The sequence below is a fragment of the Micromonospora carbonacea genome (genome assembly GCF_014205165.1).
GTDB classification, from domain to species: domain Bacteria; phylum Actinomycetota; class Actinomycetes; order Mycobacteriales; family Micromonosporaceae; genus Micromonospora; species Micromonospora carbonacea.
Genome location: NZ_JACHMZ010000001.1, coordinates 4,627,205 through 4,645,138, shown reverse-complemented (window position 1 = coordinate 4,645,138; position 17,934 = coordinate 4,627,205). Strand labels below are relative to the sequence as shown.

The 17,934-nt window shown below is 76.1% G+C and carries 1 protein-coding gene (running past one end of the window); it reads left to right on the top strand.

Annotation, left to right across the window (positions count from 1 at the left end; translation table 11 throughout):
• A protein-coding gene (locus HDA31_RS19460; protein WP_178064081.1) for a type I polyketide synthase crosses the window boundary here: on the top strand, window positions 1-17,934 show its 3' portion. The gene continues 12,096 nt to the left of window position 1, outside the view; the window shows 17,934 of its 30,030 coding nt (coding positions 12,097-30,030); its start codon lies off the left edge, out of view; it ends in the stop codon at window positions 17,932-17,934.

Genomic DNA, 17,934 nt, shown 5'->3' with positions numbered 1-17,934 from the left:
GCGGTCGCCGCCGCCGAGGCCGACGTGTTCGCCTCGATCGCCGGTCGCGTCGACGTCGGGATCGCGGCCGTCAACGGGCCGTCGGCCGTGGTCGTCTCCGGGGCCGTCGAGGCCCTCGACGAGATCGAGCAGCTCTGGCGGGAGCAGGGTGTGCGGACGCGCCGGTTGGCGGTGAGTCACGCGTTCCACAGTCCGTTGATGGAGCCGATGCTCGCCGAGTTCCGGGCCGTCCTCGACGGGCTGGCGTTCCGGACGCCGCTCGTGCCGGTCGTGTCCAACCTGACCGGGGCGCTGGCCGAGCCGCAGGAGCTGACCCGGGCCGACTACTGGGTGCGGCACGTGCGGGAGGCGGTGCGCTTCGGCGACGGGGTCACCGCGCTGCGCGCCGCCGGAGTGGGGACGTTCCTGGAGGTGGGCCCGCAGAGCGTCCTCACGGCCCTGGCCGCCGACGTGCTGGCCGGAGACGAAGGCGTGCTGACCGTCGCCGCCCAGCGCCGCGACCGGCCCGCCGCGCGGGCGCTGCTCGCCGCGCTGGGCGAGCTGCACGTCCACGGCGTGCCCGTCACCTGGACCCAGTGGTACGCGGGAACCGACCCGCAGCGCGTCGACCTGCCCACGTACGCCTTCCAGCACGAGCGGTACTGGCTCGGCATCGGCCGCGCCCGCGCGGGCGACGTCACCGGCGCCGGCCTCGGCGCGGCCGGGCACCCCCTGCTCGGCGCAGCCGTCACCGTCGCTGGCGAGGACATGGTCGTGCTCACCGGCCGCCTCTCCGTCGCCACCCACCCGTGGCTCGCCGAGCACACCGTCTCCGACACGGTCGTCGTCCCCGGCACCGCCCTCGTGGAGCTGGCCGTCCGGGCCGGCGACGAGGCGGGCGTCTCCCGCCTCCGGGAACTCACCATCGCCGCGCCGCTCGTGCTGCCCGCCACCGGCGGCGTACGGGTCCAGGTGCGCGTCGGCGCGCCCGACCCGACCGGTGCTCGGCCCGTCGCGGTGCACGCCGAGACCGACGGTGATGCCGGGTGGGTCCGGCACGCCGAGGGTGTGCTGGAGCCGGTGACGGCCGAGGAGCCGGTGCTGGGTGCGTGGCCGCCGGTGGGTGTGCCGGAGGTGGATCTGTCGGGTTGGTACGCGGGTCTGGCGGGCCTCGGCCTGATCTACGGGCCGGTGTTCCGCGGGCTGCGTCGGGTGTGGGCCGGCGACGGCGAGGTGTTCGCCGAGGTGGCCCTGCCCGATGAGGTCGATGGCGCGGCGGAGTTCGGGGTCCATCCGGCGTTGCTGGATGCGGCGTTGCACCCGATCGGGCTGTTGCTCGCCGACGAGGGGCCGGCAGCGGCACGGGTGCCGTTCGCGTTCTCGGGTGTGCAGGTGCACGCGTCGGGTGCGCGGGTGTTGCGGGTGCGGTTGACGCGGGCTGGCTCTGAGATCCGTCTGGTCGCGGTGGACGAGTCGGGTGCGCCGGTGGTGTCGGTGGACTCGATCGTGTTGCGGGAGCTGACCGGTGTCGGTGTCGGCGGTGCGGCGTCGCGGTCGTTGTTCGAGGTGGTGTGGCAGGCCGCCGAGGCCGCCCCGACCGGCGAGACGTCCGGCTGGGCGCTGCTCGGCGACGAGAACCTGTCGACGACGCTGCCCGGCCTGCCGGCGTACCCCGACGTACCCGCCCTGGCCGACGCCGTCGCCGCCGGCCGGGCCACCGCGCCCCGGCACCTGCTGCTGCCCGCCACCGCCGCCGACGCCGCCGTTCCCGAGGCGGCACGGGCGGTCACCAGCGGCGTCCTCGCGGCCACCCAGGCGTGGCTGGCGGCCGACGCGCTCGCCGACACGCGGCTCGTCGTCGTCACCCGGGGCGCGGTGGCCGCCGGGCCGGACGATCCGGTCGTGGACCTCGCCGGATCCGCCGTGTGGGGCCTGCTCCGCTCGGCGCAGACCGAGCACCCGGGCCGCATCGTCCTCGCCGACGTCGACGGCGACCTCGACGCGCACGCCCTGGGCCTGCTCGCCCGGGTCGCCGACGACGCGGGCGTGGGTGGTCAGGTGGCGGTGCGTTCGGGCGGGATGTGGGTGCCGCGCCTGGTGCGCGCGTCAACGTCGGACACTCCGGTCGCTCTGGGCGACGGTGTCGTGCTGGTGACCGGTGGTACGGGCGCGTTGGGCGCCCTCGTGGCGGAGCATCTGGTGTCGGTGCACGGGGTGCGGTCGTTGGTGTTGGTGTCGCGTCGGGGTGCCGCCGCTGTCGGCGCGGACGAGCTGGTGGGGCGGCTGTCGGGGCTGGGCGCGTCGGTGGAGGTGTCGGCGTGTGACGTGACGGATGCCGAGGCCGTGCGTGCCCTGGTCGGGCGGCTCACCGCCGACGGTGGTCGGCTGGCCGGGGTGGTGCACACGGCCGGGGTGCTCGACGACGCGGTGGTCACCGGCATCGACGCCGACCGGCTGGCCCGGGTCCTCGCGCCGAAGGTCGACGCGGCGTGGCACCTGCACGAGGCCACCGCCGGCCTCGACCTCGACCTGTTCGTGGTGTTCTCGTCGGTCGCGGGGGTGCTCGGTTCGCCGGGTCAGGGTGCGTATGCGGCGGGGAATGCGTTCCTGGACGGGCTGGCGGTGTTCCGGCGGGGGGCCGGTCTGCCGGCGGTGTCCCTGGCGTGGGGTATGTGGGACACCGACGGGATGGCGGCGTCGGTCGGGGAGGTGGATCGGGCGCGGTCGGCGCGGGCGGGTCTGACGCCGATGAGCGCGGCGACGGGTCTGGAGCTATTCGACGCGGCCCTCGCGGCCGGACGCCCCGCCCTGGTGCCGGCCGTGCTCGACGTGCCGGCCATGCGGGCCGCCCTCGGCGTGGGCGGCCCCGTGCCGACGATGCTGCGCGCCCTCGTCGGCACGACGACCACCCGCCGGCAGGCCGGCCAGGGCGGCGGCGGGGACTGGGCCGACCAACTCGCCGGCCTGGACCCCGACGAGGCCCGCGCCCAGGTGGACGTGCTGGTGCGGGGCCTGGTGGCGCAGGTGTTGGGGCATGGTGGCGCGGAGGCGGTGCCGGCGGATCGGGCGTTCCGGGAGTTGGGTTTCGACTCGTTGACGGCGGTGGACCTGCGTAACCGGGTCAACGCGGCGACGGGGCTGCGGTTGGCGTCGACGCTGGTCTTCGACTACCCGACCCCCGCCGTGCTCGCCGAGCACCTCTACGAGCAGGTCTCCGGCCAGCTCACCGACCGCCGGGCGGCGGCCCGCGCCGTCACCGGCGTCGACGAGCCGATCGCGATCGTCGGCATGGCCTGCCGTTATCCGGGTGGGGTGGCCAGCCCCGACGACCTGTGGGCGCTGCTCGCCGACGGTGGGGACGGGATCTCCGAGTTCCCCGCCGACCGGGGCTGGGACCTCGACACCCTGTTCGACCCCGACCCGGACCGCAGCGGCACCTCGTACACCCGGCACGGCGGTTTCCTCGCCGGGGCGGCGGACTTCGACCCGGCGTTCTTCGGGATCTCGCCGCGTGAGGCGATCGCGATGGATCCGCAGCAGCGGTTGCTGCTGGAGGCGTCGTGGGAGACGTTCGAGTCCGCCGGGGTCGACCCGGCGCGGGTGCGGGGCAGCCGCACCGGCGTGTTCGCCGGCGTCATGTACCACGACTACGCCTCCCGACTGGCCGACCTGCCGCCGGACACCGAGGGCTACGTGGGTACGGGCACGTCGGGCAGTGTGCTGTCGGGGCGGGTGGCGTACACGTTCGGCCTGGAGGGGCCGGCGGTGACCGTGGACACGGCGTGCTCGTCGTCGTTGGTCGCGCTGCATCTGGCGGCGCAGGCGTTGCGGTCCGGCGAGTGCGACCTGGCGCTCGCGGGCGGCGTGACGGTGATGGCCACCCCGGGCACGTTCGTGGAGTTCTCGCGGCAGCGCGGGCTGTCGCAGGACGGCCGGTGCAAGTCGTTCGCCGCGTCGGCGGACGGGACGGGCTGGTCGGAGGGCGTGGGCATGCTGCTGGTGCAGCGGCTCTCCGACGCGCGCCGCGACGGCCGGCGGATCTTCGCCGTGGTGCGGGGGACGGCAGTCAATCAGGACGGTGCGTCGAATGGTCTTACCGCGCCGAACGGGCCGTCGCAGCAGCGGGTGATCCGGCAGGCCCTCGCCAACGCGCGACTGTCCACTGCCGACGTGGACGCCGTCGAGGCGCACGGCACCGGCACCACCCTGGGTGATCCGATCGAGGCGCAGGCGCTGCTGGCGACCTACGGGCAAGACCGGCCCGCCGACCGGCCGCTGCTGCTCGGGTCGATCAAGTCGAACATCGGGCACACCCAGGCGGCGGCCGGTGTGGCGGGTGTGATCAAGATGGTCCTGGCGATGCGGCATGGCGTGGTGCCGTCGACACTGCACGTGGACGAGCCGTCCCCGCATGTCGACTGGGCTGCGGGTGCGGTTGCGCTGGCGACTGAGGCGACGCCGTGGCCTGCCGTGGGTCGGCCGCGTCGGGCTGCGGTGTCGTCGTTCGGGATCTCCGGGACGAACGCGCATGTGATCATCGAGCAGCCTCCGGCGGAGGTTGTCGAGGGTGTGGTGGTGGAGCGGGTGACGCCGCCGGTGGTGCCGGTGCTGCTGTCCGCCCGCACGGATGCGGCGTTGGCTGGTCAGGCGGGTCGCTGGGCCCGGTGGCTGGCCGGTGACGAGTCGCTTGCCGCGCTGGACGTGGCGTGGTCATCGGTGACGACGCGCCCGGCGTTGGAACAGCGCGCGGCGGTGGTCGCCGAGGGCCGGGACGATCTGCTGGCTGCCCTGCGGGCTCTGGCCACCGGTGAGTCGTCGGGTGCCGTGGTGGTCGGGGCCGCGGAGCAGCGGGGGCAGTTGGCCCTGCTGTTCTCGGGCCAGGGCGCGCAGCGTGCCGGGATGGGCCGGGAGCTGTACGGGACGTTCCCGGTGTTCGCCGCCGCGCTGGACGAGGTGTGTGGTCACCTGGATCCGCTGCTGCCGCAGCCGCTGAAGTCGGTGCTGTTCGCCGATGCGGGCACCGGCGACGCCGACCTGTTGGACCAGACGGTGTTCACGCAGGCCGGTCTGTTCGCCGTCGAGGTGGCGCTGTTCCGGCTCGTGGAGTCGTTCGGGATCGTGCCGGACTTCGTGGGTGGGCATTCGATCGGCGAGATCACGGCCGCGCACGTGGCCGGGGTGTTGTCGCTGACGGACGCGTGCACCCTCGTCGGGGCGCGGGGCCGGCTGATGCAGTCCCTGCCCGCTGGCGGCGGGATGCTGGCGGTGGCCGCGCCGGAGGCCGAGGTGCTCGCCTCGCTGGACGGGCTGGCCTCGCTCGGTGGACGGGGCGACCGGGTCGGGGTCGCGGCGGTGAACGGACCGTCGGCCGTGGTCGTGTCGGGTGCCGCCGACGTCCTCGACGACCTGGAGCGGGAGTGGCAGGGCAGGGGTGTGCGTACCCGCCGGCTGGCGGTGAGTCACGCGTTCCACAGCCCGTTGATGGAGCCGATGCTCGCCGAGTTCCGGTCGGTGCTGGAGACGCTGTCGTTCGCCGCGCCGCTGGTGCCGGTCGTGTCCAACGTGACCGGGGCGCTCGCCGACGGCGACGAGCTGTGTACCGCTGACTACTGGGTGCGGCACGTCCGTGAGGCCGTACGGTTCGCCGACGGGATCGCCGCGCTGCGGGCCGCCGGTGTCGACACGTTCCTGGAGGTGGGGCCGCAGAGCGTCCTCACGGCCCTGGCCGCCGACGTGCTGGCCGGCGACGAGGGCGCCCTCACCGTTGCCGCCCAGCGGCGCGACCGGCCCGCCGCGCATGCGCTGCTCGCCGCGCTGGCCGAGCTGCACGTCCACGGGCTTCCCGTGACGTGGCGGCAGTGGTTCGCCGGCAGCGGCCCGGCGCGGGTCGACCTGCCGACGTACGCGTTCCAGCGCCAGCGCTACTGGCCCGACTCCGGCCGGCCCCGGACCGGCGACGTGTCGGGGGCCGGGCTGGGCGAGGCCGGGCACCCGCTGCTCGGCGCGTCCGTGGACCTGGCCGGCAACGACGAGGTGGTGCTCACCGGCCGGCTGTCCCTCGCCGCGTACCCGTGGCTGGCGGATCACGCGGTCTCCGGCGCGGCGCTCGTGCCGGGCACCGCGCTCGTGGAGCTGGCCGTCCGGGCCGGCGACGAGACGGGGCTGCCCCGGCTCCGGGAGCTGACCATGGCCGCGCCGCTGGTCGTGCCCGACACCGGAAGCGTGCGCATCCAGGTACGCGTCGACGGCCCCGCCGACGCGCCGGAGCGGCCGGTGACCATCTACTCCCGACGCGACGGCGATGCCGGGTGGGTCCGGCACGCCGAGGGTGTGCTGGCGGGAGCCTCCGCCGAGGAGCCGGTGCTGGGTGCATGGCCGCCGGCGGGTGTGTCGGAGGTGGATCTGTCCGGCTGGTACGCGGGTCTGACAGGTCTTGGTCTGGTGTACGGGCCGGTGTTCCGTGGTCTGCGTCGGGTGTGGGCCGGTGACGGCGAGGTGTTCGCCGAGGTGGCCCTGCCCGATGAGGTGGGAAGCTCGGACGGGTTCGGGGTGCATCCGGCGTTGTTGGATGCGGCGTTGCATCCGATCGGGTTGTTGCTCGGTGAAGGGGCGTCGGGGGCGCGGGTGCCGTTCGCGTTCTCGGGTGTGCAGGTGCACGCGTCGGGTGCGCGGGCACTGCGGGTGCGGTTGACCCGGGTGGGTTCCGGGGTTCGTCTGGTTGCGGTGGACGAGTCGGGTGTGCCGGTGGTGTCGGTGGATTCGCTGGCGCTGCGGGAGTTGACCGGGGTTGGTGTCGCGGGTGCGGCGTCGCGGTCGTTGTTCGAGGTGGTGTGGCAGGCCGCCGAGGTCGCCCCGACCGGTGGCCCCGCTGGCTGGGCGCTGCTCGCCCCCGAGGACACCACCATGATCGGGTTCCTCGACGCGCCGGCGGGCGAGGGCCGCTTGGTGGCGTACCCCGACGTGGCGGCCCTGCTGGCGGCGGTGGCCGCAGGGGCCGACGCCCCGCGCGCCCTCGTGCTGCCGGTCGCCGCCGCCCACGCGGCCCCCGATGTGGTGCGGGCGGTCGCGTCGGAGGCGTTGCGCGTGGCGCAGGCGTGGCTGGCGGCCGACGCGCTCGCCGACACGCGGCTCGTCGTCGTCACCCGGGGCGCGGTCGCGGCGCGCGACGGTGACCGGGTGACCGACCTGGCCGGCGCGGCCGTGTGGGGCCTGCTCCGCTCGGCCCAGTCGGAGCACCCCGGCCGCATCGTCCTCGCGGACCTGGCCGCCGACGGCGACGGCGCAACCGAACTGCCGGCCGTGCTGGCCGGCACCCTCGACGATGCCGCCGTCGGTGGTCAGGTGGCGGTGCGTCCGGGCGGGCTGTGGGTGCCGCGTCTGGTGCGTGCGTCGGTGCCTGACGTGCCGGCGGTTGCCCCGCTGGGCGACGGTGCGGTGCTGGTGACCGGTGGTACGGGTGCGTTGGGCGCTCTGGTCGCGGAGCATCTGGTGTCGGTGCACGGGGTGCGGTCGTTGGTGTTGGTGTCGCGTCGGGGTGCCGCCGCTGCCGGCGCGGACGAGCTGGTGGGGCGGCTGTCGGGGCTGGGCGCGTCGGTGGAGGTGGCGGCGTGTGACGTGACCGATGCCGAGGCCGTGCGTGCCCTCGTCGGGCGGCTCACCGCCGACGGTGGTCGGCTGGCCGGGGTGGTGCACACGGCCGGGGTGCTCGACGACGGGCTCGTCGAGGGGCTCACCGGGGAACGGCTGGCGGCTGTCCTCGCGCCGAAGGTGGATGCGGCGTGGCATCTGCACGAGGCCACCGCCGGCCTCGACCTGGACCTGTTCGTGGTGTTCTCGTCGGTTGCGGGGGTGCTCGGTTCGCCGGGTCAGGGTGCGTATGCGGCGGGGAATGCGTTCCTGGACGGGCTGGCGGTGTTCCGGCGGGGGGCTGGTCTGCCGGCGGTGTCCCTGGCGTGGGGTATGTGGGATACCGACGGGATGGCGGCGTCGGTCGGGGAGGTGGATCGGGCGCGGTCGGCGCGGGCGGGTCTGACGCCGATGAGCGCGGCGACGGGTCTGGAGCTGTTCGACGCGGCCCTCGCGGCGGACCGTGCTGCCCTGGTGCCGGCGACCATCGACGTGCCCGCCCTGCGGGCCGCCGCCTCCGGCGGCGTGGTGCCGCCCATGCTGCGCACCCTCGTCGGCGCGAGCACCACCACCAGCCGCCGCCAGGCGGGGCAGGGCGGCGGGGGGTGGGCCGAGCGGCTCGCCGCCGTCACCGAGGACGAAGGCCGGGCGCAACTCGTGCTCCTGGTCCGTGGCCTCGTCGCGCAGGTGTTGGGGCACGGTGGCGCGGAGGCGGTGCCGGCGGACCGGGCGTTCCGGGAGTTGGGTTTCGACTCGCTGACGGCGGTGGACCTGCGTAACCGGGTCAACGCGGCCACGGGGTTGCGGCTCGGCTCGACGCTGGTCTTCGACTACCCGACCCCCGCCGTGCTCGCCGAGCACCTGTGGTCCGAGCTGGCCGGCGTACGCCAGTCGGCGACCGACCTGGTCGCCAGCGCGACGAAGGACACCGACGAGCCGATCGCGATCGTCGGCATGGCCTGCCGCTACCCGGGCGGAGTCGCCAGCCCCGACGACCTGTGGGCGCTGCTCGCCGACGGTGGGGACGGGATCTCCGAGTTCCCCGCCGACCGGGGCTGGGACCTCGACACCCTGTTCGACCCCGACCCGAACAACAGCGGCACCTCCTACACCCGCAACGGCGGCTTCCTCTACGGGGCGGCGGAGTTCGACCCCGGGTTCTTCGGCATCTCGCCCCGTGAGGCCCTGGCGATGGATCCGCAGCAGCGGTTGCTGCTGGAGGCGTCGTGGGAGACGTTCGAGTCCGCCGGGGTCGACCCGGTCCGGCTGCGGGGCAGCCGCACCGGGGTCTTCGCCGGCGTGATGTACCACGACTGGGCGACGCGCCTCATGGACCTGCCCGCCGAGGTGGAGGGCTACGTGGGTACGGGCACGTCGGGCAGTGTGCTGTCGGGGCGGGTGGCGTACACGTTCGGCCTGGAGGGGCCCGCCGTCACCGTCGACACGGCGTGCTCGTCGTCCCTGGTCGCGCTGCACCTGGCGGCCCAGGCGCTGCGTTCCGGCGAGTGCGACCTGGCCCTGGCCGGCGGCGTCACCGTCATGGCCACCCCCGGCACGTTCATCGAGTTCTCCCGGCAGCGGGGGCTTTCGCAGGACGGGCGGTGCAAGTCGTTCGCGGCCGCCGCCGACGGGACGGGCTGGTCGGAGGGTGTGGGCATGCTGCTCGTCGAGCGGCTGTCGGACGCCCGGCGTAACGGGCACCGGGTTCTCGCCGTGGTGCGGGGGACGGCCGTCAACCAGGACGGTGCGTCGAACGGGTTGACCGCGCCGAACGGGCCGTCGCAGCAGCGCGTGATCCGGCAGGCCCTCGCCAACGCCCGCCTGACCCCGGCTGACGTGGACGCCGTCGAGGCGCACGGCACCGGCACGACCCTCGGTGATCCGATCGAGGCGCAGGCGCTGCTGGCCACCTACGGCCAGGACCGTGAGACCCCCCTGTTGCTCGGGTCGATCAAGTCCAACATCGGGCACACCCAGGCGGCGGCCGGTGTCGCCGGGATCATCAAGATGGTGCTGGCGATGCGGCATGGCGTGGTGCCGTCGACCCTGCACGTGGACGAGCCGTCCCCGCACATCGACTGGACCGCCGGTGCGGTTGCGCTGGCTACCGAGGCGACGCCGTGGCCTGTGGTGGGTCGGCCGCGTCGGGCTGCGGTGTCGTCGTTCGGGATCTCCGGGACGAACGCGCATGTGATCATCGAGCAGCCTCCGGTGGAGGTTGTCGAGGGTGTGGTGGTGGAGCGGGTGACGCCGCCGGTGGTGCCGGTGCTGCTGTCCGCCCGCACCGAGGGTGCTCTTGCCGGGCAGGCGGGCCGGTGGGCCCGCTGGCTGGCCGGTGACGAGTCGCTTGCCGCGCTGGACGTGGCCTGGTCGTCGGTGACGACGCGCCCCGCCCTGGAGCAGCGGGCCGTCGCCCTGGCCGCCGACCGGGACGGGCTGCTCGCCGCGCTACGGGCACTCGACGGCGGCGAGCCCTCCGCAGCGATCGTCACCGGCACGGCCGCCGAGCGCGGTCAGCTCGCGGTCCTCTTCTCGGGTCAGGGCGCGCAGCGTGCCGGGATGGGTCGGGAGTTGGCGGAGGCGTTCCCGGTGTTCGCCGCCGCGTTGGACGAGGTGTGCGCCCGGCTGGATCCGCTGCTGCCGCAGCCGCTCAAGCCCGTGCTGTTCGCGGAGGCGGGCACGGCCGACGCAGAGCTGCTCGACCAGACCGTCTTCACGCAGGCGGGCCTGTTCGCGGTCGAGGTGGCGCTGTTCCGGCTCGTCGAGTCGTTCGGGATCGTGCCGGACTTCGTGGGCGGGCACTCGGTCGGTGAGATCACCGCCGCGCACGTGGCCGGGGTGTTGTCCCTCGCGGACGCGTGTCGGCTCGTGGCGGCGCGGGGTCGCCTGATGCAGGCGTTGCCGACCGGGGGCGGGATGCTCGCGGTCAACGCCGCCGAGGCCGAGGTGGCGGAGTCGATCGCCGGTCGCGTCGACGTGGGGATCGCGGCCGTGAACGGGCCCACGTCCGTGGTGGTCTCCGGTGCGGTCGAGGCCCTCGACGAGGTCGAGCAGCTCTGGCGGGAGCGGGGTGTGCGGACGCGCCGGTTGGCGGTGAGTCACGCGTTCCACAGCCCGTTGATGGAGCCGATGCTGGCCGAGTTCCGGTCGGTCCTCGACGGGCTCGGCTTCGCCGCGCCGTTGCTGCCGGTGGTGTCGAACCTGACCGGGGCGCTGGCCGACGCCGACGAGATCCGCACCCCGGACTATTGGGTGCGACACGTCCGCGAGGCCGTCCGCTTCGCCGACGGGATCGCCGCGCTGCGGGCCGCCGGTGTCGACACGTTCCTGGAGGTGGGACCGCAGAGCGTCCTCACGGCCCTGGCGGCCGACGTCCTGCCGGGTGACGAGGGTGTGCTGACGGTCGCCGTCCAGCGCCGGGACCGGCCCGAGGCGACCGCGCTGCTGGCTGCCCTGGCGGAGCTGCACGTCGGCGGGGTGCCGGTGTCGTGGCGGCAGTGGTTCGCTGGGGCAAACCCGCAGCGCGTCGACCTGCCGACGTACGCGTTCCAGCACCAGCGGTTCTGGCCGGAGGCGCTGCCGCGCCCCCGCAAGGACACCGACGGTGGTGGGGACGCCGAGTTCTGGGCCGCCGTCGAACGCGGCGACCTGACCGCCCTCGCCACCCAACTCGGCGACGACACCGCCCTCGACGCGCTCAGCTCGGCCCTGCCCGCGTTGTCGCAGTGGCGGCAGGCGCGCACCCGCGACACCGCGCTCGACGGCTGGTCGTACCGCATCGGGTGGGAGCCCGTGCGGTTCGCCCCGGCGGCCGGGCTGACCGGCCGGTGGCTCGTCGTCACCGTGGGCGGCGGCACCGACGCGGGCGTCGCGAAGACGCTCACCGAGGCCGGCGCGACCGTCGACACGCTGACCGCCCCGCCGTCCCCCGACCGGGCTGAGCTGGGCGAGCGGCTGCGCCGCACCGGAGTGGACGGCTGGGCGGGCGTGCTGTGCGTGCTGCCCCGGCAGGACGAGGCCCTCCCGGACGCGCCGGGCGTGCCGGCCGGCACGGCGACGCTGCTCGCGCTCGTCCAGGCGCTGACCGACACGGGCCTGCCCGGCCGGGTGTGGGCGCTCAGCCGCGCCGCCCTGCCGGTCACGGCCGGCGAGCGGGCCGCCGACACCTGGGCGGCGCTTGCCTGGGGCCTCGGCCGCGCCGTCGCCCTGGAGCAGCCCGACCGCTGGGGCGGGCTGGTCGACCTGCCCGCCCGCGCCGACCGCAGCACCCGCGCCGCGTTCGTCGCGGTGCTCGCCGACGGCGCCCTGGACCAGGTGGCGATCCGCCGCAACGGCGTCTTCGGCCGGCGGCTGGTGCCGGCCGCCGCGCCGGTCGGGTCGGGGTGGCGTCCGTCGGGGACGGTGCTGGTCACCGGTGGTACGGGTGCGTTGGGTCGGCACACCGCCCGGTGGCTGCTGGCCAACGGGGCGGCCGAGGTGGTCCTCGCGTCCCGGCGTGGCCCGGACGCCCCCGGTGCCGCCGAGCTGGTCGAGGAGCTGGCCGGGGCGGTGCGGGTCGTCGCCTGCGACGTCACCGACGCCGCTGCCGTCGAGGCCCTCGTCGCCGGCCTGCCCGCGCTCACCGCCGTCGTGCACACCGCAGGCGCGGCCGGCGGGACCGCCCCGGCGCACGAGGTGACCGCCGCCGACCTGTCGGCGACCCTCGCCGGGAAGGTGCTCGGGGCCCTGCACCTGGACGCCGCCTGCCGGGGCCGGGACCTCGACGCGTTCGTCGTGTTCTCGTCCGTCGCCGGTGTCTGGGGCGGCGGCGGCCAGGCCGGCTACGCCGCCGGCAACGCCCTGCTCGACGCCCTCGTGGCCGCCCGCCGGGCCGAGGGGCTGCCCGCCACCGCCCTCGCCTACGGGCCGTGGGCGGCCGACGGCATGGCCGCCGGGGAGACCGCCGAGGGCCTGCGCCGCCGGGGGTTCACCCCCCTCGACCCCGGGGCCGCCGTCGCGGCGCTGGGCCGCTGGGTCAACGCCCCCGAGCCCGCGCCGGTCGTCGCCGACGTGGACTGGTCCCGGTTCGTCGCCGCGTTCACCGCGGCGCGGCCGAGCCGCCTGTTCGACCGGGTCGCCCCGGCCCCCGCCGTCGAGGCGCAGCGGCCGGAGGCCGACGCCGCCACCAGCGGCCTGCGGGCGCGGCTCGCCGCGCTGCCGGCCACCGGCCAGGAGAACCTGCTGGTCGACCTGGTCCGCGCCGAGGCGGCGGCGGTGCTCGGGCACGACTCCACCGACCAGGTGCCCGCCGGCCGGGCGTTCCGGGAACTCGGCTTCGACAGCCTCGCCGCCGTGCAACTGCGGGACCGGCTGGGCCGGACCACCGGGCTGACCCTGCCGTCGACCGTCGTCTTCGACCATCCATCGGCGGCGGAACTGGCCCGGTTCCTGCGTACGGAACTCGTGGCCGGCGCGGCCGACGCCGACCCGGCGGTCGGTCTGGTCGCGGCCCGGCCGGCGGCCGACGAGCCCATCGCCATCGTCTCGATGGCCTGCCGCTTCCCCGGCGGGGTGTCGTCGCCGCAGGAGCTGTGGGAGCTGCTGCTCGACGGCGGGGACGCGATCGGGCCGATGCCCACCGACCGGGGCTGGGACCTCGCCGCCCTGTTCGACGCCGACCCGGACCGGGTGGGCACCAGCTATGCCCGCAGCGGCGGGTTCCTCGACGGCGTGGCCGACTTCGACGCCGCGTTCTTCGGCATCAACCCCCGCGAGGCCCTGGCGATGGACCCGCAGCAGCGGCTGTTGCTGCACACCACGTGGGAGACGTTCGAGCGGGCCGGCATCGACCCGCACCGGGTACGCGGCTCCGCCACCGGCGTCTTCATGGGCACCAACGGGCAGGACTACGCGACGCTGCTGCTGGGCGCCCGCTCCGAGGTGGAGGGCTACCAGGCCACCGGCAACGGCGCGTCCGTGGTGTCCGGCCGGCTGGCGTACTCGTTCGGGCTGCACGGGCCGGCGGTCACCGTCGACACGGCGTGCTCGTCGTCGCTGGTCGCGCTGCACCTGGCCGCGCAGGCGCTGCGGTCCGGCGAGTGCGACCTGGCCCTCGCGGGCGGCGTGACCGTCATGTCGACGCCGGGGGCGTTCCTGGAGTTCTCCCGGCAGCGCGGCCTCGCCGCCGACGGTCGGGTCAAGGCGTTCGGCGCGGACGCCGACGGCACCGGCTGGGGCGAGGGCGTCGGCGTCCTGCTCCTGCAACGCCTCTCCGACGCCCGCCGCGACGGCCGGCGCATCCTGGCCGTGGTACGCGGCTCCGCCGTCAACCAGGACGGCGCGTCCAACGGGCTCACCGCCCCCAACGGGCCGGCGCAGCAGCGGGTCATCCGGCAGGCCCTCGCCAACGCCGGGCTCACCCCGGCGGACGTCGACGCCATCGAGGCGCACGGCACCGGCACCACCCTCGGCGACCCGATCGAGGCGCAGGCGCTGACGGCCGCGTACGGGCCGGACCGGCCCGCCGACCGGCCCCTGTGGCTGGGCTCGGTGAAGTCGAACATCGGGCACACCCAGGCGGCGGCCGGCGCGGCCAGCCTGATGAAGATGGTGCTCGCCCTGCGGCACGGCACGCTGCCGGCGACCCTGCACGCCGACGAGCCGTCCCCGCACGTGGACTGGGCGGCGTCCCCGCTGGCGCTGCTCACCGAGGCCCGCCCGTGGGCCGCCGACGGCCGCCCCCGCCGGGCCGGCGTGTCGTCGTTCGGCATCTCCGGCACCAACGCCCACGTGATCCTCGAACAGGCACCGGCGGAGGAACCGGCCGACCCCGCCGCGTCCGTCGAGCCCGCTGGCCTTGCCGGGCAGTCGGCGGCGGGTGGCGCGGCGCTGCCCTGGCCGCTCTCCGCCGCCACGGCCGCCGGGCTGCGCGAACAGGCCGACCGGCTGGCCCGCCGGCTCGCCGCCCCGGCAACCCCGGCCGGCTCCGACCCGGCAACCCCGGGCGAGGGTACGGCCGACGTCGGCACGGCCGGTGCCGGTGCGGCCGAGGCCGGGGCGGTGGCCTGGGCGCTGGCCGAGGGCCGGGCGCACCTGGCCCACCGGGCGACGGTCGTCGCCACCGACCCGCAGACCCGGCTCGCGGCGCTGCGGGCCCTCGCCGCTGGCGGCACCCACCCCGCCCTCGTCGGGCCCGCCCCGACGGCGACGGGCGGCACCGCCGTCCTGTTCTCCGGCCAGGGCGCGCAGCGTGCCGGGATGGGTCGGGAGTTGGCGGAGGCGTTCCCGGTGTTCGCCGCCGTGCTGGACGAGGTGTGCGGTCACCTGGATCCGCTGCTGCCGCAGCCGCTGAAGTCGGTGCTGTTCGCGGAGGCGGGCACGACTGAGGCCGAGCTGCTCGACCAGACTGTCTTCACGCAGGCCGGTCTGTTCGCGGTCGAGGTGGCGCTGTTCCGGCTGGTGGAGTCGTTCGGGGTGGTGCCGGACTTCGTCGGCGGCCACTCGGTCGGTGAGATCACTGCCGCGCACGTGGCGGGGGTGTTGTCGCTGGCGGACGCGTGTGCGCTTGTCGCCGCGCGGGGTCGGTTGATGCAGGCGTTGCCGGCCGGGGGCGGGATGCTCGCGGTCAACGCCGCCGAGGCCGACGTGCTCGCCTCGATCGCCGGGCGCGTCGACGTCGGGATCGCCGCCGTCAACGGGCCCACGTCGGTGGTCGTCTCCGGGGCCGTCGGGGCCCTCGACGAGATCGAGCGGGCCTGGCGGGACCGGGGCGTCCGCACCCGCCGGCTCACGGTCAGCCACGCGTTCCACAGCCCGTTGATGGAGCCGATGCTCGCCGAGTTCCGCGCGACCCTGGAGACGCTGACCTTCGCCGCGCCGCTGGTGCCGGTCGTGTCCAACGTGACGGGGGCGCTCGCCGACGGCGACGACCTGCGTACCGCCGACTACTGGGTGCGGCACGTCCGCGAGGCCGTCCGCTACGCCGACGGGATCGCCGCGCTGCGCGGGGCGGGCGTCGACACGTACCTCGAAATCGGCCCCGCCGCCGTGCTCACCGCGATGAACGCGGAGCTGCTGCCCGACGACGCCACCGCCGTGGCCGCCCTGCGGGCCGGCGTGCCCGAGCCGGCGGCGCTGCTCGCCGCCCTCGCCACCCGCTACGCGACCGGCCGGGACCTCGACTGGGCGGCGTTGCTCGCCCCGCTCGCCGGCCCCCGGCCCGCCCCGCGTGACCTGCCGGAGCTGCCCACGTACGCGTTCCAGCCGCAGCGCTACTGGCCCACCCTCACGGCCTCGCCGGCCGGCGGGGTGGACCGGGCCGACGACGCGTTCTGGCGGGCGGTCACCGACGGCGACCTGGACCGGCTCGGCATCGACACCAGCCAGCCCCTGCGGGACCTCCTGCCGGAGCTGGAGTCGTGGCGACGCCGCCAGCACGAGGACGACACGATCGCCGGCTGGCGCTACCGGGTCACCTGGCGGCCCCAGCGGCTCACCGCCGCCGACCCGGGCACCTGGCTGCTCGTCGCGCCGCCCCGGGAGGCCGCCGACGCGGTCGCCGACGCGTTGCGCGCCGGTGGGGCGGCCGTGCACCTGCTCACCGTGGACCCGGCGGCCGTCGACCGGGACGGCCTCGCCGCCGACCTGGCGCTGGCCTGCGCCACGCACCAGCCGACCGGGCTGCTGTCCCTGCTCGCCCTCGACGAGGCCCCGCACCCCGGGCAGGACGCCCTGCCCGCCGGCCTCGCGGCGAACCTGCTGCTGTTGCAGGCGCACACCGGCCTGCCGGCCGAGGTGCCGCTGCCGCTGTGGCTGGCCACCGCAGGGGCGGTCGCCACCGACGACGCGCCGGCCGCCCGGCCGTGGCAGGCGACCACCTGGGGACTCGGCCTGGCCGCCGCCCTGGAGCACCCCCGGCACGTCGGCGGCCTCGTCGACCTGCCCGGCACGGTCACCGCCGACCTCGCCGCCGCGCTGGTCGCCGCGCTCACCAACAGCGAGGGGGAGGACCAGCTCGCCGTCCGCGCCTCGGGCGCGTACGCGCGGCGGCTGGTCCGGGCCACCGACCCGGCCGACGGTACGGGCGGCGGCTGGACGCCGCACGGCACCGTCCTCGTCGCCGGCGGGGCGGGCACCGTCGCCGGACACGCGACGGCCTGGCTGGGCCGGCAGGGCGCGGCCGTGGTGCCGCTGGACCAGCCGGCGGGCGGGAAGCTCACCGACCGGATGGCGCAGCTCGCCGCCGACGGGCGGCCGGTGACGGCGCTGCTGCACGTGCCCGCCGACACCGGCACCGCGCCGCTGGCGGAGCTGACCCTCGCCGGCCTCGCCGCCGACCTCGTCGCCACCGTCGGCGACATCCCCCGCTACGCCGACGAGCTGGAGGGCGCGGCACTCGGCGCGCTGGTGCTCTGCTCCTCCACCTCCGGGGTGTGGGGCTCCGGCGGACGGTCCGGTCAGGCGGCCGGCGACGCCCTGCTCCAGGTGCTCGCCGAGAACCGGCGGCGGGCCGGGCTGCCGGTGGCGTCGGTGGCGTTCGGCCCTTGGGCCGACGGGCTCGCCGACGCCGACCTCGATCAGCTCACCCGGCGGGGCCTGCCCGGCATGGCCCCCGACCTGGCCACCGCCGCGCTTCGGCAGGCCGTCGCCGACGGCGCGCAGGTCGTGGTGGCCGACGTACGGTGGGACGGGTTCGTGCCGGCCATCGCCGCCGTGCGGGCCCGCCCGCTGTTCGGGGAGGTCCCCGAGGCCCGGGAGGCGCTGCGCGGCCTGCACAGCGCCGAGCCGGCCGACGACGGGGCCGCCGACGCGCTGCGGGACCGGCTGCGCCCGCTCACCGACGCCGAACGCGACGCCGTGCTCGTCGACCTCGTGGCCGCCCAGGCGGCGGCGGTGCTCGGCCTGCCCGACGCCGGTGACCTCGGCCCGGGGCGGGCGTTCCGGGAGGTCGGCTTCGACTCGATGACCGCCGTGGAGCTGCGCAACCGGCTCCGGGCGGCCACCGGGGCGACCCTGCCGGCCAGCGTGGTCTTCGACTACCCGACGCCGCTGGCCCTGGCCCGCCACCTGCGTACGCTCGTGGTGGCCGACGGGGCCACGGCCACCGAGGGGCTGCTGTCCGAGCTGGAGAAGCTCGACGGGCTGTTCGCCGCCAGCGCGCCCGACCAGCTCACCCGGCAGAAGCTGCTGGTGCAGATGCAGGCGTTCCTGGCCCGCTGGGGCGACGACCGGCCGGCGTCGGTCGACGCGCCGGTGGCACCGACGCTCGACGCGGCCAGCGACGCCGAGCTGTTCGACTTCATCCACCGGGAGCTGGGCGGCCCCGACGGCACCATGGGTGGAGGCTTCTGA